Raw genomic sequence first — 21,518 nt, 5'->3', positions numbered from 1 at the left:
CCTCAGGCGAACAGGCGGTCGGTGTTGATAAAGCCGCGCTCGTTTTCCGGGCGCGACGTACGGCAGTGTTCGGCGACGCTGGAATCGGCGTTCATCCAGCTGAGTTTCAGCGGTTGCGGCGCGTAGTTCGGGTTGGGGTCCATCGGGTGTTGCAGCGCGGTCAGCACCACCAGTGTGTCCATCGGCGCGTAGAGTTCGATGTAGTCGCCGGCTTTGGAATTGCCCGGCACAAAGTGCAGGCCGCCGCCTTCGTCAACGCTGACCCGGCTGAACAGGTTGAGGGTCATCAACAGATCGGAAAGCCCCAACCCCCACTTGCCCAATTCCACCAGCAGGTTGTCGGTGCCGTTGCGCAAGAAGCCGTTGCGCAGTTCCTGATAACGGCCGTGGCCGTACTTTTCAGCGACCTCGGCGGCGCACAGCACGCCGCCGATGCTGTCACTCCAGCCACAGGTGTCGGCGGTGATGGCGGCCAGCACGCGGCCCATGTCCGAGTACAGGCAGTGGCCGCGGGTGAGCTTGGCGGTGTGTTGGCATTTGAGGCTGTCGGGCAGGTTCAGGCGCTCGGTTTTTTCGTTGGCATTGAGCAGGGTCAGGCTGACGTTGGCGCCGCCGCGAATATCCGTGAGGCGTAGCAGTTGGCCGCGCTTGAGCACAAAGGAGCGGTGGCCGCCGCCGGGTAGCATTTCTTCGGCGAAGGGTGGGAACAGTTGAATGGAATCGGTCATTTGCAAGTCGCTCCAAGTTCGGCGGCCAGCGCTTTGCGGCGCTCGCTGTTCAAAGGGATGTCATAGGTGATGCGCGCGCCATAGGCGCCGGGGGCGTGGGGGTCGACGCGAACTTTGTCGAATACCAGCAGGCGCGTGCCGAGGCTGAAGCCTTCGCTGAGGTCGTGGGTGACCATGAACACCGTCAGCCGGGTTTCGCGCCACAGCGCCAGCAACAGCTGGTGCATGTCTTTGCGAATGCCGGGGTCGAGGGCGCCGAAGGGTTCGTCCAGCAGCAACACGCGGGGTTTCATGATCAGGGCCTGGGCGATGGCCAGGCGTTGTTGCATGCCGCCGGAGAGCTGCGCCGGGTATTTGTCCAGTGCGTGGCCTAGGCCGACTTTCTGCAGCAGTGCGGCGGCCTGTTCCCGTGCCTCTTGTTTGGCTTTGCCGAACAGCCGACCCAGCAAGCGTGAGCGCGGTAGCTCAAGGCCCAGCGCAACGTTGTCCAGCACAGTCAGATGCGCGAACACCGAGTAGCGCTGAAACACCACGCCCCGGCTGGCATCCGGCTCGCCGGCAAGGGGTTGGCCGTCCAGCAGGATCTGGCCTTTGCTCGCGGTTTCCTGGCCCAGCAACAGGCGCAGGAAGGTTGATTTGCCGCATCCGGAAGTGCCCACCAGTGTGCAGAATTCGCCCTCATCGACGTGCAGGTTGAGCCCTTCGAGCACTACTTGGTCGCCATAGCGCTGCCACACATTGTTGACCCTGATAAAACTCATGCCCGCGCTCCTTCGTACCAGGGGAACGCACGCCGCGTGAGGGTTTTGAGGCCCCAGTCCATCAGCCAGGCGAGCAGGGTGATCCACACCACGTAGGGCAGAATCACGTCCATCGCCAGGTAGCGGCGCACCAGGAAGATCCGGTAGCCGAGGCCGTCGGTGGAGGCGATGGCTTCGGCGGCGATCAGGAACAACCACGCCGAGCCGAGCATCAGCCGCAGCGAGATCAGCAGGCGCGGCAGCAATTGCGGCAACACCACACGCAGCATCAAGGTCCAGGTGGACGCGCCGAGGGTCTGCGCCTTGACCAGCAGCTCCACGGGGATTTCCCGTGCGCGTTGCTCCAGGTCGCGGGCCAGCGCCGGGGTGATGCCTATAACAATCAGCATCACCTTGGACAATTCCCCCAGCCCGAACACGATGAACAGAATCGGCAATATCGCCAAAGGCGGCACCATCGACAGCACCGTGAGCAGGGGCGACAACGGCGCGCCAAACAGCGGCAGTGTGCCGGCGGCAATCCCCAGGCACAGGCCGGCGAGGGCGCTGATGCCTAAGCCGATGGCCAGGCGGCGCAGGCTGGAGGCGCTGTCTTGCCACAGCACGTATTCACCGGTGCGCGTATCGGCACTGAACGCCAGGCGTTTAACCGCGTCGCCCATCTGCATGGCGCTGGGCAGCAGTTTGTCGTTGGGGTTATCCGCCAGGCGCTCGGCCGAACCCACAAAGTAGGCGAACAGCAGCAGGGCGAACGGCAGCAGTACCAACAGCAGGCGGCTGGAGCGTTCCGGTTGACGGTTGATCAGGCGCATGGCCGGGTCCTCTTACAGCGTGCCGTCGGCGGCCATCTGCACGTAGCTGGGGTCGAAATGCAGCTTGAGGTTGGTGGTGTCGCCGCTGGTCATGCCCTTGGCGAAGCTCATGCCCACGGCGCTGGTGTCCTTGGCACCTTCGCCGAGCAGGCCGTGTTCAAACGAGAACTCGGCGACCTTGCGCATGGTGGCGGGCAATTGCGCGCTGGTGGCGAAGGCCAGGGCTTCCTTGGGTGTGGCGAACAGCTTGGTGGTGTCCAGTTGCGCCTGGAACCCCTTGAGGTCGGTGCCCGAGGCCTTGGCCATATGCTCAAGCGCTGCGGTGCTGGCAGCGTTTTTGGCGTTCATCAGCGCGACCACTTCAAACCACGCGCCGGTCAGGGCTTTGCCCAAGGCCGGGTTGTCTTTGAGGGTTTGGGTGTTGACCACCATCATGTCCATGATTTCGCCGGGCACTTTGCTGGAGTCGAACACTTGGGTGACGCCCGGTTTGGCCTTGATCTCGGAGAGCATCGGGTTCCAGGTGGTCACGGCTTGCACCTGGTCGGTGTTGAAGGCCGCGGCGATGTCGGCGTCGGAGGTGTTGACGACTTTGAGGTCTTTTTCGGTGAGGTCGGCCGACTCCAGCGCGCGGGCCAGCAAGTAGTGGGAGACCGAGAGTTCCACCAGGTTGACGTTCATGCCTTTGAGGTCGGCCACGGTCTTGCCGGTGCCCTTGATCACCACGCCATCGTTGCCGTTGGAGAAGTCGCTGACCACCAGCGCGGTGCTGTCCACACCACCCGCGGCGGGAATGGTCAGGGCGTCCATGTTGGTCATGGTGCAACCGTCGAACTGGCCGGCGGTGTATTGGTTGATGGACTCGACATAGTCATTGAGCTGCACCATGTCGATCTTGATGCCGTACTTCCTGGCCCACTTGTCGAGGATGCCTTGGCTGCCGGCGTATTCCCACGGCATCCAGCCGGCATAGATAGTCCAGCACACACTGAAGTGGTCTTTGGGCGCGGCCTGGGTTTGAACGCTCAGCACGGCGGCGAAGGCGGCGGCGAGCAGGGCGGGTAAACGGATTGCGGGCATGGGGCTTCTCCAGTTGAACATGGGCGAGCAGGAGCAACGCGGCACCGTGAACGGTGGCTTGTCTCCCGGGCTTTTATCCCGCCGTGTAACCTCAACTGGAGGTCGCCAACTCTCGGACCAGCCACTCGCTTTTCAAGCGAGCCGGAACCCTAGTCGGCCATTGCAAATTGTGGTGCCGCGAACCTATGATCAATCCTGCACAGGCTTGCTAAAGCGAGAGTCGTGCCAAGTGGTCGGCGGGCCTGTAGGACGCAGGTTTGCATGGCGGTGGGGGTGCGTTGAGGCAGTGAAGTGCGTTGTGCTGGTGCGCCATCGCACTGCAATGAGGCGTTCATCTCGTCTGAAACAGGTATTTCAAACTGTGTCAAAAACGCACCAGATTCGGTTTTTGATGTCAGATATTTCGTCATTCATTGAAAGACGAATGCCGCCCTTCAGCGTCGCTGGAGGTGCTCCCCAGCGGTCCAGGAGGCCGCCATGTATCGACGACTGCTGCTTAGTGCTTTATTCGGCCTGACCCTTTCTGCGTGTGTGCCCTATTACGATGGCGGTGCCACTTACTACCGCTCCGAGGTCTACACCGCACCGGCGCCAGCTTATTATTACGGCGGCCCCACCTACCTGTACGGGCGTGGCTACTACGCGCCGCCGCCGCGCTATTACTCGGCGCCGCGTTATTACCAGCCGGCGCCGCGTTATTACCCACGGCCCGGCTACCGGCCTTACCCGAACCAAGGCTGGGGAGGCGGGCATTGGGGCAACGGCGGGCGGGGCCGGGGCGGCGATCATGGCGGTGGCCGCGGTGGCCATCGATAACGGGCAATGACTTCAAGCGGCGCGCCAAGCGCCGCTTTTTTATGTGTACCGTTTATCCGTACTGTCAGAATTAACAGCTATCTTCGGCGTTTCAGTTGTACTTCACTGCCGGTACGCCGTTGTGCGTGCCCCTGGTGTCAGTGGGTTAATGGAACGTCTTATGATCAAGCGATTGATATGCCTATTGTGTGTGATGGCCATAGGTATTGCACAGGCCAAGGCCGAGCAGGGCTGCCCTTATGCCTCCTCGGTCAAGTATATGGACGGCCACTTCCAGGCCGAGAGTGGGAGTGCGCTGTGGCAGAGCCCCAATGTCGGCTTAAGTGATTTTGCCGACCGTTTTGTGGGTGCGCTTTTTACACCGGGCAAAGGGCAGGAACGCGAAAACGGCTTCCTGGAAAAGTGTGTATACCGCATGGGCAGTGGTGGGGTGGTCGCGTTGCGATACGGCGTGCCGGGAAAACTCAATACGATGTCGCTGACCTCAACGTTGTATTGGCAACCCACCCGCGACCTGTTGGGGCAGGATGTTTATATCTGCCAGGACAGCCAGCCGGATAATTGCTCATTTACCGTTCGGCGGCTGAATTGATCGCCTGTCAATAGTCGGACAAGTCTGCCAGCGGGTGCCTGCCGTCCCACGCTTTGGCGAAGTGCGCCTGCACCACGGCGTCCGGCACGCTGTTGACATCCGGCCAATGCCAATGGGGCGTCTGGTCCTTATCGATCAGGCGCGCCCGCACACCTTCGGCAAACTCCGGGTGACGGCAGCAATTGAGGCTCAGGGTGTATTCCATCTGAAACACTTCGGCCAAGGACAGGTGCCGCGCCCGCTGGATCTGCTCCCACACCAAATGGGCGGTCAGCGGGCAGCCTTCACTCAGGTTTTTGCCGGCGCGGCTGAACAGCGGGTCGGCATGCTCGCGTAACAGGCTCAAGGCACGCCAGGCACAGCGCACATCACCCACATCCAGCCACTCATCGATCTGCGCACGGCGTGGCAGCCATTGCGCCTCGGGTTGCTGGCCGACGGCTTCCTGGGCGAGCGCCTTGAGCAGACTGTTGAGCTGCATCGCGGTTTGTTCCTGCCAGTTCAGTTGCAGCAGGCCGTCTATCAACGCTTCCTGCTGGTCATCACCCAGGAAACGGTCGGCCAGGCCCAGGTCCAGCGCATCACGGCCATTGATATGGGCGCCGGTGAGGCCAAGAAATACCCCCAGCTTGCCCGGTAACCGCGACAGGAACCCACTGGCCCCCACATCCGGGTACAAGCCGATGCTGATCTCGGGCATGGCCAGGCGGCTGCTTGGTGTGACGATGCGCACCGAAGCGCTCTGCAGCAGGCCCATACCACCGCCCAGCACATAGCCGTGGCCCCAGCAGATCAGCGGTTTGGGGTAGGTGTGCAGGCGGTAGTCGAGGCGGTACTCAGCGGCGAAGAACTGCGCGGCCAGGGCGGGTACAACGCCGGGCTGTTCGCGGCAGGCCTGGGCGAGGCTGCGGACTTCGCCGCCAGCGCAAAAGGCTTTGGGCCCATTGCCGCGCAGCAGCACACACACGATATTCGGGTCTTTGGCCCAGGCTTCCAGGCGTTCGTCCAAGGCCAGAATCATGGGCAGGGACAGCGCGTTGAGAGATTTTTCCGCGTCCAGGCTGGCGATGCCGAGGCGGGCACCGTCGCTGCCGGTCAGCTCTTCGAAGTGCAGGTTCATTGTGACCTCAATCGAGACAGTGAGAGATCAGTATGATCGCTCCGTGGGAAAGTGCCGATGATGTGTCAGATCAATTGACAAGCGGGGTCGGCTTTCCTAGGGTTCGCCCATTCTTTTTTTACACGATGAACAGACCATGACCGAAGGCGACCGTATCAAACTCGAACCCAGCTGGAAACACGCCCTGCGGGACGAGTTCGACAAGCCCTACATGGCCGAACTGCGCGAGTTCCTGCGCCAGGAACATGCCGCCGGCAAAGAGATCTACCCGCCTGGCCCGTTGATTTTCAACGCGCTCAACTCAACGCCGTTGGACAAGGTCAAGGTGGTGATCCTCGGCCAGGACCCCTACCACGGCCCCGGCCAGGCCCATGGCCTGTGTTTCTCGGTACAACCGGGCGTGCCGACGCCGCCGTCGCTGGTCAATATCTACAAAGAACTCAAGCGTGACCTGAACATCGACATCCCCAACCACGGCTGCCTGCAAAGCTGGGCCGACCAGGGCGTGCTGATGCTCAACACCACCATGACCGTGGAGCGCGCGAATGCCAATGCCCATGCGGGCAAGGGCTGGCAGTTCTTTACCGATCGTGTGATCGAAGTGGTCAGCGAGCACCAGCCGCATCTGGTGTTCCTGTTGTGGGGCGCCCATGCGCAAGGCAAGCAAAAGCTGGTGGATGCGACCAAGCACCTGGTGCTGACGTCGGTGCACCCGTCGCCGCTGTCGGCGTATCGCGGGTTTTTGGGATGTGGGCACTTCGGCCGTACCAACAAGTTTCTTGAGCAGAATGGCGAGACGCCGATTGAGTGGCGGTTGCCGCCAATTTAAGGCCAAACACATTCAAATGTGGGAGCGGGCTTGCTCGCGAAGAGGGAGTGCCAGTCACTGAATGTATCGACTGACACACCGCTTTCGCGAGCAAGCCCGCTCCCACATTTTGAACTGCGCTAGGCTTAGATTTTTTCCGGCTGACGGTTCCAGTGCCTGAACAACGGCTCGGCCAAAAACAGAACAAACAACAATCGCATCACTTGCATCGCCGTCACCAACGGCACCGACAGCTGCAAGGTCTCGGCGGTGAGGCTCATTTCGGCAATGCCGCCCGGCATCATGCCCAGGGTGAGTGAGCGCAAATCCAGCTGCGTCAGCGCACTCAAGCCCACTGCCGCCAACGTCGCAAGTGCCATGGTCAGGGCGGTGCCGATCAAGGTACGGCCCATGAACGACGGCGCACGGCGGAAGAACTGACGGTTGAAGTGGCAGCCCAGGCCGCTGCCGATCAGCCATTGGCCGATCTGGCTGCCGCCGTCCGGCAGGCCGTAATGCAAGTCCCAGACAACACTGGCCGTCGCGCTGACCAACAGCGGCCCGAACAGCCACGGGTTGGGCTGACGTAAACGCTGCCAGCCCCAGGCCACCAGCGCGCCCAGCGGAAACAGCAGCGCCAGCCAACCCCAACTCACTGGCGCAGGGTGAAACTGCGGCGTGCCGCCTTCGAGCAAGTATTTGAAGATCGCCGGTACACACAGCACCACCACCAGCACCCGCAGGCTCTGGCCCGCCGCGACACGGCTGAGCACCGCGCCATTACGGGCGCCGAGGTTGACCATTTCACCGGAACCGCCTGGCATGCTGGAGAAAAATGCAGTGGCGCGGTCTTCACCGCTGCGGCGCATCAACCACACACCCACGACGCTCGACAGGCTGGTGATCAGCGCACCGAAGAAAATCAGGCCGAAGTGGCTCATCACTTGCTCGATCACCACCGGCGTGAAGTGCAGGCCGATGCCGATGCCTACCACCCATTGGCCACATTTGCGCCCGCCGGGAATCTCCGCCAATTGCCACGGCGTGAGGCAGCGCACCAGGATGATCGCCAGCAACGAGCCGACCATATACGGCAAAGGCCAGCCGACGAGGCTGGCCAGGTAACCGCCGGCCAGGCCGACCAGCGGTGTTGCCCACCATTGTTTAAAGGTGACCTCAGACATCGGCCAGGGCACGACGCTGTTGGGCACGTTTACGCCAGATACGCAGCAGCGGTACGAACAACATGATTGCCGTCAGTACCCACACGCCAAAGGTGATCGGGCTGGACCAGAGGATCTCCAGCGCACCGTTGGAGATCGACAGCGCGCGGCGCAGGTTCTGCTCCATCAGGCCGCCGAGGATAAAGCCCAGCAGTACCGGCGACAGCGGGAAGTCGAGCTTGCGCAGGATGTAGCCGAAGATGCCGATACCGACCATCAGGAACAGGTCGAAGGTGGTGGCGTGAACCGCGTACACACCGATGGCGGTGATGATCGCGATCACTGGCACCAGCGCCCAGTTCGGCACGGCGAGGATGCGCGTGAAGATGCGGATCATCGGGATGTTGAGGATCACCAGCATGATGTTGGCGACAAACAACGACGCGATCAGGCCCCAGACAATGTCCGGTTGCTGTTGGAACAGCAGTGGGCCAGGCGTGATGTTATACAGCGACAGCGCGCCGATCATCACCGCGGTGGTGCCCGAACCGGGAACGCCAAGGGTCAGCATCGGCACCAGGGCACCGCAGGCGGACGCACCGATGGCGGTTTCCGGCGCCGCGAGGCCGCGCATGTCGCCCTGGCCGAATTTGCCGCTGGCACCGGCCAGGCGTTTCTCGGTCATGTAGGCAACGGCCGAAGCGAGGGTTGCACCGGCACCCGGCAGCACGCCCATGATGAAACCCAGCAGGCCGCAGCGGATGTTAACTACAAAAACCGCACCGGCTTCCTTCAGATTGAACATCATCCGCCCGGTGGCTTTTACCGCTTCCTGGCCACGGTGGGTTTTTTCCAGCAGCAGCAGGATTTCGCTGATGGAGAACAGGCCCAGTACCAACACCACAAACTGGATGCCGTCGGTGAGGTGGATGTTGTCGCCGGTAAAACGGTACACGCCACTGTTGGCATCGATGCCGACGGCGGAGAGGAACAGGCCGATCAACGCCGCAACAAGCGTCTTCAGCGGTTTGTCACCGGCCATGCCGCCCAGGCAGACAATCGCGAACACCATGAGTACGAAGTATTCCGCCGGGCCGAAGGCAATCGCCCACTTTGCCAGCAGCGGTGCAAACAGCACCATGCCGCAGGTGGCGATAAACGCGCCGATGAACGAACTCCATGCCGACAGCGACAACGCCACACCGGCCAGGCCTTTGCGGGCCATTGGGTAGCCGTCGAGGGTGGTCATTACGGTAGAAGCTTCGCCCGGGATGTTGAGCAGGATCGAGCTGATACGGCCGCCGTATTCGCAGCCCAGGTACACGGCTGCGAGCAGGATCAGCGCCGATTCCGGCGGCAGGCCCAACGCGAACGCGATGGGGATCAACAAGGCCACGCCGTTGATCGGGCCCAGGCCCGGCAACAGGCCGACCACGGTGCCGATCAAGGTGCCGCACAGCGCGGTCACCAGGTTGTAAGGGGTCAGTGCAACGCCGAAGCCCTGGCCCAAATAGCTGAACGTATCCATATCAGTTCTCCAGAACTTCAAGCAGGCCGAGTGGTAGCGGTACATCCATGGCCTTGTCGAACAGCAGGTACAGGCCGATAGCCATGAGGGTGACGATCACCACGCTGGGCAGCCAGCGCCCGCCATACAGGCGTGCCATCGGAATGCCGATCAGCATGCTGCTGAGGATGAAACCCAAGGACTCGAAAGTACCGGCGAACACGATCAGCAACGCGACGCAGATACTGATCTTGATCAGGGTTTCGCGGTCCAGTGCCGGTTCTTCTTCGGTGTGCTTGGTAGGCTGCGGGCGGATGATCATGTAGATCAGGCCCAGGCTCATCAGGCCAAGCATCAGCAGCGGGTAGGCACGTGGGCCGACCGGCTCGTAGGAAAACGCCGCCTGATACGGCCAGGCCATCAGCGCAAGACCGGCGCAGACCAGCAGCATCACCGAGGCGAAAATGCGTTGTAAGAGCATGTGGAACTCCTGGGCCGCGCCGCCCGTTGAGGAGGGCGCGGCCGAGCAAAAGAGGGGCGATTACTGGATCAGGCCGAACTCTTTGGCCAGCACTTTGTAGTCAGCCACCTGTTTCTTCACGTAGGTGTCCAGCTCCGGGCCGGTCATGGCGAACGGGAACAGCTCACGCTGGTCACGCAGCTTGGCGAACTCTTCAGAGGCCAGCAGTTTGTCGAACGCTTCTTTCCACCAGGCGTAATCGGCATCGCTGACTTTTGGCCCAAGGTAGAAACCACGTACCACTGGCCAGACGATGTCGTAGCCTTGCTCTTTGGCGGTCGGAATATTCTTCATTTCCGGCTCGTCCAGGCGCTCCTCGGCGAACACCGCGAGCAGGCGCATGTCACCGCTGAGGATGTGCGGCATGGAGTCGGAGATGTCGGTACTGCCCACCTGGATGTGGCCGCCGAGCAGGGCGGTGGCGATTTCACCGCCGCCTTCGAGGGCGACGTAGCGCAGCTCGCGCGGGTTGATCCCGGCGGCCTTGGCGATCAGGGCGGTTTGCATCCAGTCCTGGCTGCCAACAGTGCCGCCGGAACCGATCACCACGCTGCCCGGATCTTTCTTCAGGGCTTTGACGAGATCGTCGAGGTTTTTGTAGGGCGAGTCGCTTTTCACTGCGATGGCACCGTAGCTGGTGCCCACCGCTGCCAACCACCGCACAGCGCTCTCATCGAAGCGGCCGAACTTGCCTTGGGCCAGGTTCAACAATGAGCCGCTGGACCAGGCCACCAATGTGCCGCCGTCCGCTGGGCGCTGTGCTACCACCGCGTTATAGGCCACCGCGCCCACGCCGCCAGGCATGTAGGTGACGCGCATCGGTTTACTCAGCAGCTTTTCATTGACCAACGCGCTTTGCGCCAGTTTGCAGGTCAGGTCAAAACCACCGCCAGGGGAAGCTGGGGCGATGCATTCGGGGCGCTTGGGTTCGTCGGCGGCCAGCAGTTGCCCGGCGAACAGCATGCAGCCGGCGGCGAGGGCCAATTTACGCAGTGAATAGGTCATTTTTAACTCCGTCTTGTTGTTATGGGGTACGACTACCAAAGAGCCAGGCTGTAACTCACCAGCACGCGCACTTCATCCGCATCACGGGCCGAGTAGTTGGAACGATACGTGGCATTACGCAGGCGAAACGCGACATCCTTGAACGTGCCGCTTTGTACGATGTAGCGGATCTCGCTGTTGCGTTCCCACTCCTTGCCGGTCTCGCCGTTCTTGAGCTTGATGTTGTCACCTGACAGGTAACGGCTCATGAAGCTCAGGCCGGGAATGCCCAGCTTGGCGAAATCGTAGTCGTAGCGCGCTTGCCAGGAGCGTTCTTCGGCGCCGGCAAAGTCGTTGATCTGTACGAAGTTGACCAGGTATGGGTCGGCCCCATCCACATACGGAAAGGCGCTGTCGCCAGACATGTGCTGGTAGCCGGCGCTGAGCTTATGGCCATTGAGGGCATAGCTGAACAGGCCGTTGAGGGATTTGTTGTCGATCTTGCCACCATGGGCCGCACCGGTGTCATCACTGATGGCCAGGCGCAGGTCAGTGCCGAAGGTGCCGGGGCCGAGCGGGCGTGAGGCGACCAGGCCGAGGAAGTGCTGGCGGTACACGTCATCGAGTTGGGCGAAGTGGTAGCTGCCGGTGATCTTGTCGGCGAACTTGTAGTCCACGCCGCCGAAGTTGAAGTGCTTGCCGGTAGCGCCGCTGACGAAACGGCTGTTCTTGTTGTTAAGGGCGATCTCTTCGTAGTCGGTGGAGTCTCGGTCTTTGGCTTTATCCAGGCGGCCGCCGGTAAACACCAGGTTCTTGAATTCTTTGGAGGTCAGCAAGCCACCGTTGAAGGTCTGCGGCAGGATGCGGCCGTCGTTGGGCTTGAGGATCGGCAGTTCAGGGATCAGCGCGCCGATCTTGAGTTCGGTGGCAGAGATCTTCACTTTGCCGGTCAGGCCGAGTTTGGAGTAGTCGTCGACAGCCCGGCCGTTATCGGTGGGCAGCAAGCCGCTGCCCGTGCGGTCGGGGCTGGAGTCGAGCTTGACCCCAAGCATACCCAGCGCGTCCACGCCAAAACCGACGGTACCGTCGGTGTAGCCCGATTGCAGGTTGAGCATGAAGCCCTGCGCCCACTCGTCGCGCTTGGATTGTTGCGCGCTGGTGCCGTCACGGAAATCGCGGTTGAAATACATGTTGCGGGTTTCCAGCGTAGCGCTGCTGTCTTCGAAGAAGGCAGCCTGGCTAAGCGGCGAAAAGCCGGCAAGGGCGGTGGCACTGGCAAGGGCGGTCTTGGCAAGACGGGAAAAACGCACAGGCGGGCAAGCCTGGGGCTGGGTCGACAGCATTGTGGTGTACTCCGTTATTGTTCTTATTTTTGGCGAAAACGCTTCGAGGCGTTTTTCGGGCGCTACGGATCAGGTAGCTCAGCGGGCATTACCCACCGTTGCTGGATGCTAAAGGGCGAAGCTTTCACTAACCTTTCAGTTGTCTTTCAATGTTTTCGGGCTTCACAGGGCAGGCGGCGCCTGTAAACTGCCCGCCAAAGCGTGGCGTCGACCATGCCCGAACGAGGTGAAAATCCATGCGCGTCCTCTTGGTTGAAGACCATCTGCAACTCGCCGAAAGTGTTGCCCAAGCGCTCAAGAGCACGGGTTTGACCGTCGACGTGTTGCACGACGGCGTGGCCGCGGACCTGGCCTTGAGCAGCGAGGAATATGCGGTGGTGATCCTCGATGTGGGGCTGCCGCGCATGGACGGTTTTGAGGTGTTGGCGCGTCTGCGGGCGCGTGGGAAAAATCTGCCGGTGCTGATGTTGACGGCGCGCAGTGATGTTAAAGACCGTGTGCATGGCCTGAACCTGGGCGCTGATGACTACCTGGCCAAACCCTTTGAGCTGACCGAGCTGGAAGCGCGGGTCAAGGCGCTGCTGCGCCGCAGTGTGCTGGGTGGTGAGCGTCAGCAGGCGTGCGGCGTGCTGGTCTACGACCTGGATACCCGGCGTTTCACCGTGGGTGGCGAGCTGATGACGCTGACCTCCCGCGAGCAGGCGGTGCTTGAGGCGCTGATCGCGCGGCCCGGCCGCGTGATGAGCAAGGAGCAACTGGCTTCTCAAGTATTCGGTCTGGACGAGGAAGCCAGCCCGGACGCCATCGAAATCTACGTGCACCGCCTGCGCAAGAAACTCGACGGCCAGCCCATCGCCATCGTGACGTTCCGTGGCCTTGGCTACTTGCTGGAAGCCCGCGATGCATAAGCCCAGCAGCCTGCGCTGGCGGTTGCTATGGAACCTGGCGCTGCTGCTGGTAGTGTTGATGCTCGCCAGCGGCATGAGTGCTTATTGGAATGGTCGCGAAGCCGCCGACACCGCCTATGACCGCACGTTGCTGGCCTCGGCGCGCACCATTGCCGCCGGGTTGACCCAGGTGGACGGCACCCTGAGCGCCAATGTGCCGTATGTGGCGCTGGACACGTTCGCCTACGACAGCGCCGGGCGGATTTACTATCAGGTCAATGACATCGATCGCAAGCTGATCTCCGGCTACGAAAACCTCCCTGGCCCGCCGCCGGGTACGCCGCGTACCGATGATTACCCGGCGTTGGCGCGATTTTACAACGCCATGTACCAGGGCCAGCATGTGCGGGTGGTGAGCCTGCTCAAGGCGGTGTCGGAGCCGAACATGAACGGCATGGCGGAAATTCGCGTGGCCGAAACTGACGAGGCGCGCGAAAGCATGGCCCGCAGCCTGATGGCCGACACGCTGCTGCGCCTGGGCATGCTGGCGGTCGGTGCGTTGTTGCTGGTGTGGTTTGCCGTGAGTGCGGCGCTGCGCCCGTTGGAACGCCTGCGCACCGCCGTGGAAGAACGCCAACCCGATGATTTGCGCCCGCTGCCGCTGGTGGAGGTGCAACATGAGTTCGGCCCGTTGGTGCGCTCGCTCAATCATTTCACCGAGCGCCTGCGCGGCCAGTTCGAGCGCCAGGCGCAGTTTATTGCCGACGCCGCCCACGAACTGCGCACCCCACTGGCGGCGCTCAAGGCCCGGCTTGAGCTTGGCCTGCGCAGCAGTGACCCGGCAACCTGGCGCAGCACCTTGGAAACAGCGGCCCAAGGCACCGACCGTCTGACCCACTTGGCCAACCAATTGCTGTCGCTGGCGCGCATCGAAAACGGTGCCCGCGCGATTGCCGAAGGCGGTGCGCAATTGCTCGACCTCAGCCAGCTGGCGCGGGAACTGGGCATGGCCATGGCGCCGCTGGCCCACGCGCGGGGCGTTGCCTTGGCATTGGAGGCGGATGAACCGGTGTGGCTGCGCGGTGAGCCGACGTTGTTGAATGAACTGCTGAGCAATCTGGTAGATAACGCCCTGGCTCACACTCCGCCGGGCGGTAATGTGATCCTGCGGGTGACCGCGCCGGCCATCCTCGAAGTTGAAGATGACGGCCCAGGCATCCCGCTGGATGAACGGGACCGGGTCTTCGAACGTTTCTACCGCCGCAGCCAACAGGGCATGGGCTCAGGCTTGGGGCTGGCAATTGTCGGCGAGATCTGCCGCGCGCATTTGGCCCAGATCAGCCTGCATGATGGTGAATTGGCGGGGTTGAAGGTGCGGGTGAGTTTTATCGCGGGGTAGTCAGTAGAACATTGAGCGCGCTTCATCGAGCTCGGCACGCAGTGTCTCGCTGTAGGGGTCGATGCGCAGTTTCTTGAGCGCCGGCAGGCTGGTAACGTCTACGTTGGCCAATGGATGCGCGGTGCCGCGGTGGCAATACAGTGCGGCGATTTGCACCACGTCGATGTAATCCAGGCGTGGGGAGTCGCGCTCCAGGTCCAGGTACTGCCCCGGCAGCTTGGCCAGCATCTCCGGGAAATCCCACACACCCAGCAGTTTGTCGCCCAGCAACGGGTGGATGCTGTCGATCACATGGTTGAGGCTGACCGGGTCGGCCAGCAGCTCGTAATGGTCTTCGGCGTAGGTGAGGATCGGCAACACGCCAATCTGATGCACCAGCCCGCCGAGGGCCGCCTGGTCTGGCTTGAGTTGGCTATGGTTGCGGCACAGGGCATAACTCACGCCCGCCACCTCCAGGCTGCGGCGCCACACTTCGCGCATTTTCAGTTCGACGACTTCGGAGCGGGCGTGGAAGATCTGTTCCATGACCAGGCCGATGGCCAGGTTGCTGCTGTAGTTGGTGCCCAGCCGCGTGATGGCGGTATGCAGGTCGGTGACTTCCTGGGTGGCGCGCAGCAGCGGGCTGTTGACCACTTTGATCAGGCGCGCCGACAGGGCGGTATCGCGACCGATCACTTTGCTCAAGTGGCTGATGCTGATATCCGGGTCTTCGGCGGCCTGACGAATGTTCAAGGCCACTTCCGGTAATGTCGGCAGAACCAGGTCATCGTTGTCGATGGCCGTCACCAAAGCCTGTTGGACTTTTTCCGCCAGCTTGTTCATTCATGCTCTCTAGGGTGCTGCAAAAAGGTACGGCGATTAACGCTGGATCTCTTTATCGCGATCCAGTTGGTACGGCAAGTCGAGCAGTTGTAAGCCGGGGCCTTCCAGGGTGCCGACGTGCACATCGCCGCTTTCGGCAGCTTCGGCTTGCAGCACGGCCAGAAGTTCAATTGATTGGTCAGCTTTTGCCGCGATCACGACTTCGCCGATCGCGCTGTTATGGTTGGGCGAGAACAGCGGTGTGCCTGGCTCGGGCAATTGCGTGGCACTGAGGCTCAGGCGATACAGGCGGCGCTTGAGTTTGCCCAGGTACTGCATGCGCGCGACGATTTCCTGGCCGGTGTAGCAGCCTTTTTTGAAGCTCACGCCGCCAATGGCCTGCAGGTTGAGCATCTGCGGGATAAACAGTTCGCGGGTTTGCGGCATGACCTGGCCGATGCCGGCGCGGATCTGGCCGAGCAGCCAGTCATTCAAGTCGGCTTGTTGCAGTTGGCTGGCCAATTGCTGGCGTACCGTTTCGGCGTGTTCGGCAGGCACCCAGAGTTCGGCGCGGTTCGGGGAGACACGAATGGCAATCAATGTGTCGGTGCGCACCACGCTGTCGGTGTCGGCCGGCAGCTCAAGGCCGAGGGCAGCCAGGGTGTGATCCGTATTCGACAAGCCAAAGCGTGCCCAGGCGGCGCTTTCGTCGGTGAGCTTGGATTTGGAGAACACCGCGTATTTCTTCAGGTCTGCCAGTTGCGGTTCGAGCAGCTCGGTGGCCATGGCCAGCAACACGCCGTCACCTTGCAGCAGGATGCGAAAACTCGACTGCATGCGGCCTTTTTGCGTACAGCGCGCGCCGAGGCTGGCCTGGGTGTCGCTCAGGTAATTGAGGTTGCAGGTCAGTTGCCCTTGCAGGAACTTGGCAGCGTCGGAGCCGCGGACAGCAAGGACGCCTTCGTGCGTCAGGGGGCAGAAAAAAGCAGAGTCGGCCATGGGTCTTCGCAGGTCAAAAAGTCATGGGTGCATCATAGAGGGGCGCCCGGCAAATGGATAGTTTCCGTATGGGCCGACCAAAGCCGAGTGTCCCGCTGCCGTCGGGCCTGTATACTTGCGCGCTATTTGAGGAGCAGTCCATGGTAGAAGAAGTAGAAATCAACCGCCTCTACTGGCACAGCCGCCGTGGCATGCTGGAGCTGGATGTGTTGCTGGTGCCGTTCACTAAAGAGATGTACGCGACGCTGGACAAGGTAGACCGCGACCTCTATGTGCGGCTGCTGACGTGCGAAGACCAGGACATGTTCGGCTGGTTCATGGAGCGCGCCGAATCCGAAGACCCGGAACTGCAGCGCATGGTTCGGATGATTCTGGATCGTGTCCAGCCCAAGTAATACGTTTGAATGCCGCTGGCAGGCCTCTAGGCTGATGCTGGCGGCGTACCTGCTTGCCCAGGCGTTCGCACTGGGTGCCTTGTTGATTATTGATTTGCCCTTCGCAAGCCTCGGCATTCTGGTGTGCCTGGCGCATGCCGCCTGGGTGTTGCCGCGGCATATCCTGCTGACTCACCGTTCGTCGATTCGTGGCCTGCGCCGCGACGAAGATGGCTGGCAGTTGTTCAGTGTCGGGCGCGGCTGGCACAGCGTGCAGTTGCGCCCCGACAGCCTGGCGTTGCCGCTGATCGTGGTGCTGCGCTATCGGGTGAAAGGCGAGTGGTGGGTGCGTTCTGTTTGTGTACCGATGGATTCGCAGGTCGCCGATGTGCACCGGCGCCTGCGGGTACGCCTTAAGTTCAGTCGCCGTAGGTGGCTGGCACCAGAATAGTGTCGCGTGCTTCGGGCAGCATTTGCGGGTAGTCGAGGGTGTAATGCAGGCCGCGGCTTTCCTTGCGCTCCATGGCTGAGCGGATCATCAATTCGGCAACCTGGGCCAGGTTGCGCAACTCGATCAGGTCGCGGCTGACTTTGTAGTTGCTGTAGAACTCGTCGATCTCATCCAGCAGCAAACGCACGCGGTGTTGAGCCCGCGCCAGGCGCTTGTTGGTGCGCACAATGCCTACGTAGTCCCACATGAAGCGGCGCAGTTCGTCCCAATTGTGGGCGATGATCACGTCTTCGTCCGAGTCGGTCACTTGGCTGGCGTCCCAGCGCGGCAGGGCGGCGGGCACTGGAATACGCGGCAATTGCTCAAGGATGTCGGCAGCGGCCGAGCGCGCGTAAACGAAACATTCGAGCAACGAGTTGCTGGCCATGCGGTTGGCGCCGTGCAGGCCGGTGAAGCTGGTTTCGCCAATCGCATACAGCCCCGGCACATCGGTGCGGCCGTGTTGGTCGACCATCACGCCGCCGCAGGTGTAGTGCGCAGCCGGCACCACCGGGATCGGGCCTTTGGTGATGTCGATGTTGAACGCCAGGCAACGCTCGTAGACGGTGGGGAAGTGGGTCTTGATGAAGGCTTCGGGTTTGTGGCTGATGTCCAGGTACACGCAGTCGATGCCCAGGCGCTTCATTTCGTGGTCGATGGCGCGGGCCACGATATCCCGTGGCGCCAGTTCGGCACGTGGGTCGAAGCGTTGCATGAAGCGCTCGCCGTTGGGCAGTTTCAGGTGTGCACCTTCGCCGCGCAGGGCTTCGGTGATCAAAAAACTCTTGGCTTGCGGGTGATACAGGCAGGTGGGGTGGAACTGGTTGAATTCCAGGTTGGCCACCCGACAGCCTGAACGCCAGGCCATGGCGATGCCGTCACCGCAGGCACCGTCGGGGTTACTGGTATAGAGATAGACCTTGGCGGCACCGCCTGAGGCCAAAATGGTGAAGCGTGCGCCGTAGGTATCCACTTCGCCACTGGCGCGGTTGAGCACATAGGCGCCGAGGCACCGTTCGCCGTCCAGGCCCAGGCGTTTTTCGGTGATCAGGTCGACGGCGACGCGTTGCTCCAGCAGTTCAATGTTGGGGCGTTGGCGGGCTTGTTCGAGCAACGTCTTGAAGATGGCGGCGCCGGTAGCGTCGGCGGCGTGGATGATGCGGCGATGGCTGTGGCCGCCTTCGCGGGTCAAGTGGAATTCGAATCCGCCGTCATCGCTGCCGGCGTGTTCGTCGCGCGTGAACGGCACGCCTTGGTCGATCAGCCATTGGATGGCTTCGCGGCTATGCTCGACGGTGAAGCGCACCGCGTCTTCGTTGCACAGGCCGCCGCCGGCGTTAAGGGTGTCTTCGACGTGGGATTGCACGGTATCGGTGTCGTCCAGCACGGCTGCGACACCGCCCTGGGCCCAGAAAGTCGAGCCATTGGCCAGGTCGCCCTTGCTCAGGACCGCAATGCGCAGGTGGCTGGGGAGGGTGAGTGCCAGGCTCAAGCCGGCCGCACCGCTACCGATCACCAGGACATCGTGTTGAAACTGTTGGCTCATTTGAAGGATTCCGCAAAAAGCGATCCAAAGGGCTGGCGCAAACAGGACGCCTGGATCGGCGAATCAAAGGGTCACACGGGCCACTAGTATATAGAGGGGGGGAGCGGCACAATAGCCGGGCATTCGTGGCAATGTGAAATTACGGTGCACAGCTGGGGTCATATGGGCCGGCTATTGAGATGGGAACTTTTTGCATGAGCCCCGACTCAATAGCAGGTTGCCCGAAAGCTGGGAAAACGTTGAGTTTATTGGCCCGTCGGGAGCATTGGACGCGTCAGAAAACCGGCGACAAGATTATTCGCGCAGCCGGCCTAGCCCGCGCTGCGTTTTTCGTGTGTGCCAAATCAGTGCATGCCGGAAACTTGCTTGGAGGGGGAGAACTTTTGCGAGAAGTCCTAGTCTATGTTTGCAAGCCTGATCGTTTAGTTATGCAAGCCTCCTGTGAGTACAACGAGGAGTGTTCATGCTAACCCAGGAAGAGGATCAGCAGCTGGTCGAGCGCGTTCAACGTGGCGATAAGCGAGCATTTGATCTGCTAGTGCTGAAATACCAGCACAAAATTCTCGGGTTGATCGTGCGGTTTGTGCACGACACCCATGAAGCGCAGGACGTTGCACAGGAAGCCTTTATCAAGGCGTACCGTGCACTTGGCAATTTTCGCGGTGACAGTGCGTTTTACACGTGGCTGTACCGCATCGCCATTAACACGGCGAAGAACTATCTGGTGTCTCGCGGCCGCCGCCCACCGGACAGTGATGTAAGTTCAGAAGATGCAGAATTTTACGATGGTGATCACGGCCTCAAAGATCTCGAGTCGCCGGAACGTGCTTTGCTGCGCGACGAGATCGAGGGCACCGTTCATCGCACTATTCAGCAACTGCCAGAAGATTTGCGTACGGCGTTAACTTTACGTGAATTCGATGGTCTCAGTTACGAAGACATTGCGAGCGTCATGCAATGTCCGGTGGGGACTGTAAGGTCACGGATTTTCCGGGCCCGGGAAGCCATCGACAAAGCCTTGCAACCGTTGTTGCAAGAAAACTAAAGACAGCGGCGACAGCCAAGAGAGGAACCGCCATGAGTCGTGATGCCCTGCAGGAATCGCTGTCCGCAGTGATGGATAACGAAGCGGATGAACTGGAACTTCGTCGAGTGCTCAATGCATTTGATGATGCCGAAACCCGTGATACCTGGTCTCGTTACCAAGTCGCTCGGGCGGTGATGCACAAGGATCTTTTAATCCCTCGTCTGGATATTGCTGCGGCCGTTTCTGCCGCGTTGGCCGATGAAGCCGTTCCGGCAAAAGCTGCTCGTGGTCCATGGCGTAGCCTGGGTCGCCTGGCAGTAGCTGCCTCGGTGACTGTTGCCGTGTTGGCTGGTGTTCGCCTGTACAACCAGGACGAAATTGCCGGTGCCGAACTGGCCCAGCAGACTCAGCAACCGGTCATGGCCGGTCCGCAAGTCAAAGGCCCAGCGGTACTGGCCGGCTACAAGGAAAGCTCTGATGCCACCGGCCCTATGGCCAACGGCGTACTTCAAGGGCAATCCGGCTGGCAGGACCAGCGTCTTCCAGGCTACCTGCGCCAACACGCACAGGAATCGGCCTTGAAAGGCACTGAAAGCGCTCTGCCATATGCTCGTGCAGCCAGCCTGGAAAACCGCTAAACCGCTAAGGGGCCCTATGCGCGCCATACCGCTCCTTACGCTTTTGCTCAGTGGTTGTTTTGCACTATCCGCCCATGCCGACGAAGCCCAAGACTGGCTGACTCGACTTGGGCGTGCAGAGCAGCAGCAAAGCTTTGCAGGTACGTTCGTCTACGAGCGTAACGGCAGTTTCTCTACCCATGACATCTGGCATCGCGTCCAGGACGGTCACGTCCGCGAGCGGCTGTTGCAACTCGACGGTTCTGCCCAGGAACTGGTGCGGGTAGATGGACGTACGCAATGTGTCAGTGGCACCTTGGTTGCCGGCCTTGGCAACTCACCGGATGCGCCTTCGCGCGCTCTGGATCCGCAAAAACTTACTCAATTCTACGAACTGGCCGTCATTGGCAAATCTCGCGTGGCCGGTCGCAATGCGGTGATTGTGTCGATCAATCCGCGTGATCAATACCGATATGGCTTTGAGTTGCACCTGGATCGTGAAACCGCGCTGCCACTCAAGTCCCTGTTGCTCAATGAACAGGGCCAGCTCTTGGAGCGTTTTCAGTTCACTCGACTGAACACTTCGGCTGCGCTGTCGGATCGTGACTTACAGCCCAGCAGTGAATGTTCACCTGTCGCTGTTTCCAGCACCAAAGCCCCCGAGGTGCCCGCTACCCACGCATGGCATCTGGACTGGCTGCCTCCCGGTTTTCAGCTCACCAGCAGCGTCTCGCGAAAAGATACTCAAACCCACGCCACTGTCGACAGCCTGATGTACGACGATGGCCTTGCACGTTTCTCAGTGTTTCTTGAATCCACCGACGGTGCGAGCGTGAGCGAAACACGCACGCAGCTTGGCCCAACGGTTGCTGTGTCGCGCCGTCTGAACACGGTCGATGGCGAAGTGATGGTGACGGTTGTCGGCGAAATCCCTATTGGCACCGCCGAACGCATCGCGCTGTCGGTGCGCGGCGAAAAGACCGCCGTCAAGCCATGAGCCGTTAATCCTATGTTCATCCTGACCTTTCAATGTGAGCCTTTGCGTGGTTGGGGCTGAGAGCATGAAATTTCTGGATCAGTATTTTCACTTGCAAAAAATCCCCATGTTTTTTATAGGTCAGAGCTTGTCGGCTCTGACCTTATT

Annotated in this window: 23 protein-coding genes and 1 riboswitch; of the genes, 10 read left to right on the top strand and 13 right to left on the bottom strand. The window is 61.1% G+C overall.

The window, feature by feature from the left end; translation table 11 throughout:
- Positions 1-2: 2 nt before the first annotated feature.
- From FFI16_RS19075 to FFI16_RS19060, 4 genes are read right to left on the bottom strand one after another with little or no spacing between them, the layout of a single operon-like run.
- Positions 3-728, bottom strand: coding sequence for an urea amidolyase associated protein UAAP1 (locus tag FFI16_RS19075; protein ID WP_138816328.1), 726 nt, complete (start codon positions 726-728; stop codon positions 3-5).
- Entirely contained in the window at positions 725-1,489 is a 765-nt protein-coding gene (locus tag FFI16_RS19070) for an ABC transporter ATP-binding protein (RefSeq protein ID WP_138816327.1), read from the bottom strand. Before FFI16_RS19070 ends, FFI16_RS19075 begins: the two co-directional genes overlap by 4 nt.
- Positions 1,486-2,301, bottom strand: a complete 816-nt coding sequence (locus tag FFI16_RS19065) for an ABC transporter permease (RefSeq protein ID WP_138816326.1) — start codon at positions 2,299-2,301, stop codon at positions 1,486-1,488. The genes FFI16_RS19070 and FFI16_RS19065 overlap by 4 nt, the downstream gene beginning before the upstream one ends.
- 12 nt (positions 2,302-2,313) lie before the next feature.
- Positions 2,314-3,381, bottom strand: coding sequence for a putative urea ABC transporter substrate-binding protein (locus tag FFI16_RS19060; RefSeq protein ID WP_138816325.1), 1,068 nt, complete (start codon positions 3,379-3,381; stop codon positions 2,314-2,316).
- Positions 3,382-3,441: 60 nt separating this feature from the next.
- A riboswitch (guanidine-I (ykkC/yxkD leader) is annotated at positions 3,442-3,545 on the bottom strand.
- A gap of 313 nt (positions 3,546-3,858) precedes the next feature.
- Between FFI16_RS19060 and FFI16_RS19055 the strand changes: the two genes are divergently transcribed.
- Both FFI16_RS19055 and FFI16_RS19050 read left to right on the top strand, forming a co-directional pair.
- Positions 3,859-4,197, top strand: a complete 339-nt coding sequence (locus FFI16_RS19055; protein WP_138816324.1) for a hypothetical protein — start codon at positions 3,859-3,861, stop codon at positions 4,195-4,197.
- 160 nt (positions 4,198-4,357) lie between these two features.
- Entirely contained in the window at positions 4,358-4,789 is a 432-nt protein-coding gene (locus FFI16_RS19050) for a DUF3757 domain-containing protein (protein WP_138816323.1), read from the top strand.
- A 7-nt stretch (positions 4,790-4,796) separates the two neighbouring features.
- On the opposite strand, the gene FFI16_RS19045 is transcribed toward FFI16_RS19050, so the two are convergent.
- Positions 4,797-5,909 carry an enoyl-CoA hydratase/isomerase family protein gene (locus tag FFI16_RS19045; RefSeq protein WP_138816322.1) on the bottom strand — a complete coding sequence of 371 codons (1,113 nt, stop codon included), beginning with the start codon at positions 5,907-5,909 and terminating at the stop codon, positions 4,797-4,799.
- A 136-nt stretch (positions 5,910-6,045) separates the two neighbouring features.
- Between FFI16_RS19045 and ung the strand changes: the two genes are divergently transcribed.
- Complete coding sequence (gene ung / locus FFI16_RS19040) at positions 6,046-6,738, top strand: uracil-DNA glycosylase (RefSeq protein WP_138816321.1); 693 nt, start codon at positions 6,046-6,048, stop codon at positions 6,736-6,738.
- Between the two features lie 125 nt (positions 6,739-6,863).
- On the opposite strand, the gene FFI16_RS19035 is transcribed toward ung, so the two are convergent.
- The 5 genes from FFI16_RS19035 to FFI16_RS19015 are packed head-to-tail and all read right to left on the bottom strand — an operon-like array spanning position 6,864 to position 12,234.
- Positions 6,864-7,901 carry an AbrB family transcriptional regulator gene (locus FFI16_RS19035; RefSeq protein WP_026013720.1) on the bottom strand — a complete coding sequence of 346 codons (1,038 nt, stop codon included), beginning with the start codon at positions 7,899-7,901 and terminating at the stop codon, positions 6,864-6,866.
- A complete protein-coding gene (locus FFI16_RS19030) occupies positions 7,894-9,408 on the bottom strand; it encodes a tripartite tricarboxylate transporter permease (protein ID WP_138816320.1) in 1,515 nt (504 codons plus the stop codon). Before FFI16_RS19030 ends, FFI16_RS19035 begins: the two co-directional genes overlap by 8 nt.
- A 1-nt stretch (position 9,409) precedes the next feature.
- The gene (locus tag FFI16_RS19025; RefSeq protein ID WP_138816319.1) at positions 9,410-9,868 is read right to left on the bottom strand and encodes a tripartite tricarboxylate transporter TctB family protein; all 459 of its coding nucleotides are present in this window, start codon (positions 9,866-9,868) and stop codon (positions 9,410-9,412) included.
- A gap of 60 nt (positions 9,869-9,928) precedes the next feature.
- A complete protein-coding gene (locus tag FFI16_RS19020) occupies positions 9,929-10,912 on the bottom strand; it encodes a tripartite tricarboxylate transporter substrate binding protein (protein ID WP_138816318.1) in 984 nt (327 codons plus the stop codon).
- A 32-nt stretch (positions 10,913-10,944) separates the two neighbouring features.
- A complete protein-coding gene (locus FFI16_RS19015) occupies positions 10,945-12,234 on the bottom strand; it encodes an OprD family porin (RefSeq protein ID WP_138816317.1) in 1,290 nt (429 codons plus the stop codon).
- 236 nt (positions 12,235-12,470) lie between these two features.
- On the opposite strand from FFI16_RS19015, the gene FFI16_RS19010 reads away from it, so the two are divergent.
- Together FFI16_RS19010 and FFI16_RS19005 are read left to right on the top strand one after the other, a co-directional pair.
- Positions 12,471-13,142, top strand: coding sequence for a response regulator (locus tag FFI16_RS19010; RefSeq protein WP_017137322.1), 672 nt, complete (start codon positions 12,471-12,473; stop codon positions 13,140-13,142).
- On the top strand, positions 13,135-14,520 hold the full coding sequence (locus FFI16_RS19005; RefSeq protein WP_065929108.1) for a sensor histidine kinase: 1,386 nt from the start codon (positions 13,135-13,137) through the stop codon (positions 14,518-14,520). The genes FFI16_RS19010 and FFI16_RS19005 overlap by 8 nt, the downstream gene beginning before the upstream one ends.
- Here FFI16_RS19005 and FFI16_RS19000 read toward each other — a convergent pair whose 3' ends face one another.
- Together FFI16_RS19000 and FFI16_RS18995 are read right to left on the bottom strand one after the other, a co-directional pair.
- Positions 14,521-15,342 (bottom strand): HDOD domain-containing protein, encoded by an 822-nt coding sequence (locus tag FFI16_RS19000; RefSeq protein ID WP_138816316.1) that lies wholly within the window; start codon positions 15,340-15,342, stop codon positions 14,521-14,523.
- A 36-nt stretch (positions 15,343-15,378) separates the two neighbouring features.
- Entirely contained in the window at positions 15,379-16,320 is a 942-nt protein-coding gene (locus FFI16_RS18995) for a folate-binding protein YgfZ (protein ID WP_138816315.1), read from the bottom strand.
- Between the two features lie 140 nt (positions 16,321-16,460).
- On the opposite strand from FFI16_RS18995, the gene FFI16_RS18990 reads away from it, so the two are divergent.
- Together FFI16_RS18990 and FFI16_RS18985 are read left to right on the top strand one after the other, a co-directional pair.
- On the top strand, positions 16,461-16,715 hold the full coding sequence (locus FFI16_RS18990) for a succinate dehydrogenase assembly factor 2 (protein ID WP_138816314.1): 255 nt from the start codon (positions 16,461-16,463) through the stop codon (positions 16,713-16,715).
- Positions 16,699-17,145, top strand: a complete 447-nt coding sequence (locus FFI16_RS18985) for a hypothetical protein (protein ID WP_138816313.1) — start codon at positions 16,699-16,701, stop codon at positions 17,143-17,145. Before FFI16_RS18990 ends, FFI16_RS18985 begins: the two co-directional genes overlap by 17 nt.
- On the opposite strand, the gene nadB is transcribed toward FFI16_RS18985, so the two are convergent.
- A complete protein-coding gene (nadB, locus tag FFI16_RS18980; RefSeq protein WP_138816311.1) occupies positions 17,114-18,730 on the bottom strand; it encodes an L-aspartate oxidase in 1,617 nt (538 codons plus the stop codon). The two genes, FFI16_RS18985 and nadB, sit on opposite strands and share 32 nt — an antisense overlap.
- A 463-nt stretch (positions 18,731-19,193) precedes the next feature.
- On the opposite strand from nadB, the gene rpoE reads away from it, so the two are divergent.
- From rpoE to FFI16_RS18965, 3 genes are read left to right on the top strand one after another with little or no spacing between them, the layout of a single operon-like run.
- Complete coding sequence (rpoE, locus tag FFI16_RS18975) at positions 19,194-19,775, top strand: RNA polymerase sigma factor RpoE (RefSeq protein WP_003172477.1); 582 nt, start codon at positions 19,194-19,196, stop codon at positions 19,773-19,775.
- Positions 19,776-19,807: 32 nt separating this feature from the next.
- Complete coding sequence (locus tag FFI16_RS18970) at positions 19,808-20,395, top strand: sigma-E factor negative regulatory protein (RefSeq protein WP_034096393.1); 588 nt, start codon at positions 19,808-19,810, stop codon at positions 20,393-20,395.
- A 16-nt stretch (positions 20,396-20,411) separates the two neighbouring features.
- On the top strand, positions 20,412-21,371 hold the full coding sequence (locus FFI16_RS18965; protein WP_138816309.1) for a MucB/RseB C-terminal domain-containing protein: 960 nt from the start codon (positions 20,412-20,414) through the stop codon (positions 21,369-21,371).
- Positions 21,372-21,518: the final 147 nt, after the last annotated feature.

The organism is Pseudomonas sp. KBS0710, from assembly GCF_005938045.2.
Classification (GTDB): Bacteria; Pseudomonadota; Gammaproteobacteria; order Pseudomonadales; family Pseudomonadaceae; genus Aquipseudomonas.
The sequence above is the reverse complement of the archived record's forward strand: the minus strand, read 5'-3'. Positions and strand labels throughout refer to the sequence as shown.

What these genes read in the sequence shown, in the direction of transcription:
- nadB (WP_138816311.1), bottom strand. Translation starts at nt 18,730, where the DNA reads ATGAGCCAACAGTTTCAACACGATGTCCTGGTGATCGGTAGCGGTGCG.
- FFI16_RS19035 (WP_026013720.1), bottom strand. Translation starts at nt 7,901, where the DNA reads ATGTCTGAGGTCACCTTTAAACAATGGTGGGCAACACCGCTGGTCGGC.
- FFI16_RS19045 (WP_138816322.1), bottom strand. Translation starts at nt 5,909, where the DNA reads ATGAACCTGCACTTCGAAGAGCTGACCGGCAGCGACGGTGCCCGCCTC.
- FFI16_RS19070 (WP_138816327.1), bottom strand. Translation starts at nt 1,489, where the DNA reads ATGAGTTTTATCAGGGTCAACAATGTGTGGCAGCGCTATGGCGACCAA.
- FFI16_RS19030 (WP_138816320.1), bottom strand. Translation starts at nt 9,408, where the DNA reads ATGGATACGTTCAGCTATTTGGGCCAGGGCTTCGGCGTTGCACTGACC.
- FFI16_RS19075 (WP_138816328.1), bottom strand. Translation starts at nt 728, where the DNA reads ATGACCGATTCCATTCAACTGTTCCCACCCTTCGCCGAAGAAATGCTA.
- FFI16_RS19015 (WP_138816317.1), bottom strand. Translation starts at nt 12,234, where the DNA reads ATGCTGTCGACCCAGCCCCAGGCTTGCCCGCCTGTGCGTTTTTCCCGT.
- ung (WP_138816321.1), top strand. Translation starts at nt 6,046, where the DNA reads ATGACCGAAGGCGACCGTATCAAACTCGAACCCAGCTGGAAACACGCC.
- FFI16_RS19025 (WP_138816319.1), bottom strand. Translation starts at nt 9,868, where the DNA reads ATGCTCTTACAACGCATTTTCGCCTCGGTGATGCTGCTGGTCTGCGCC.
- FFI16_RS19060 (WP_138816325.1), bottom strand. Translation starts at nt 3,381, where the DNA reads ATGCCCGCAATCCGTTTACCCGCCCTGCTCGCCGCCGCCTTCGCCGCC.
- FFI16_RS18970 (WP_034096393.1), top strand. Translation starts at nt 19,808, where the DNA reads ATGAGTCGTGATGCCCTGCAGGAATCGCTGTCCGCAGTGATGGATAAC.
- FFI16_RS19050 (WP_138816323.1), top strand. Translation starts at nt 4,358, where the DNA reads ATGATCAAGCGATTGATATGCCTATTGTGTGTGATGGCCATAGGTATT.
- FFI16_RS19000 (WP_138816316.1), bottom strand. Translation starts at nt 15,342, where the DNA reads ATGAACAAGCTGGCGGAAAAAGTCCAACAGGCTTTGGTGACGGCCATC.
- FFI16_RS18995 (WP_138816315.1), bottom strand. Translation starts at nt 16,320, where the DNA reads ATGGCCGACTCTGCTTTTTTCTGCCCCCTGACGCACGAAGGCGTCCTT.
- FFI16_RS18965 (WP_138816309.1), top strand. Translation starts at nt 20,412, where the DNA reads ATGCGCGCCATACCGCTCCTTACGCTTTTGCTCAGTGGTTGTTTTGCA.
- FFI16_RS19010 (WP_017137322.1), top strand. Translation starts at nt 12,471, where the DNA reads ATGCGCGTCCTCTTGGTTGAAGACCATCTGCAACTCGCCGAAAGTGTT.
- FFI16_RS19055 (WP_138816324.1), top strand. Translation starts at nt 3,859, where the DNA reads ATGTATCGACGACTGCTGCTTAGTGCTTTATTCGGCCTGACCCTTTCT.
- FFI16_RS19020 (WP_138816318.1), bottom strand. Translation starts at nt 10,912, where the DNA reads ATGACCTATTCACTGCGTAAATTGGCCCTCGCCGCCGGCTGCATGCTG.
- FFI16_RS18990 (WP_138816314.1), top strand. Translation starts at nt 16,461, where the DNA reads ATGGTAGAAGAAGTAGAAATCAACCGCCTCTACTGGCACAGCCGCCGT.
- FFI16_RS19065 (WP_138816326.1), bottom strand. Translation starts at nt 2,301, where the DNA reads ATGCGCCTGATCAACCGTCAACCGGAACGCTCCAGCCGCCTGCTGTTG.
- rpoE (WP_003172477.1), top strand. Translation starts at nt 19,194, where the DNA reads ATGCTAACCCAGGAAGAGGATCAGCAGCTGGTCGAGCGCGTTCAACGT.
- FFI16_RS19005 (WP_065929108.1), top strand. Translation starts at nt 13,135, where the DNA reads ATGCATAAGCCCAGCAGCCTGCGCTGGCGGTTGCTATGGAACCTGGCG.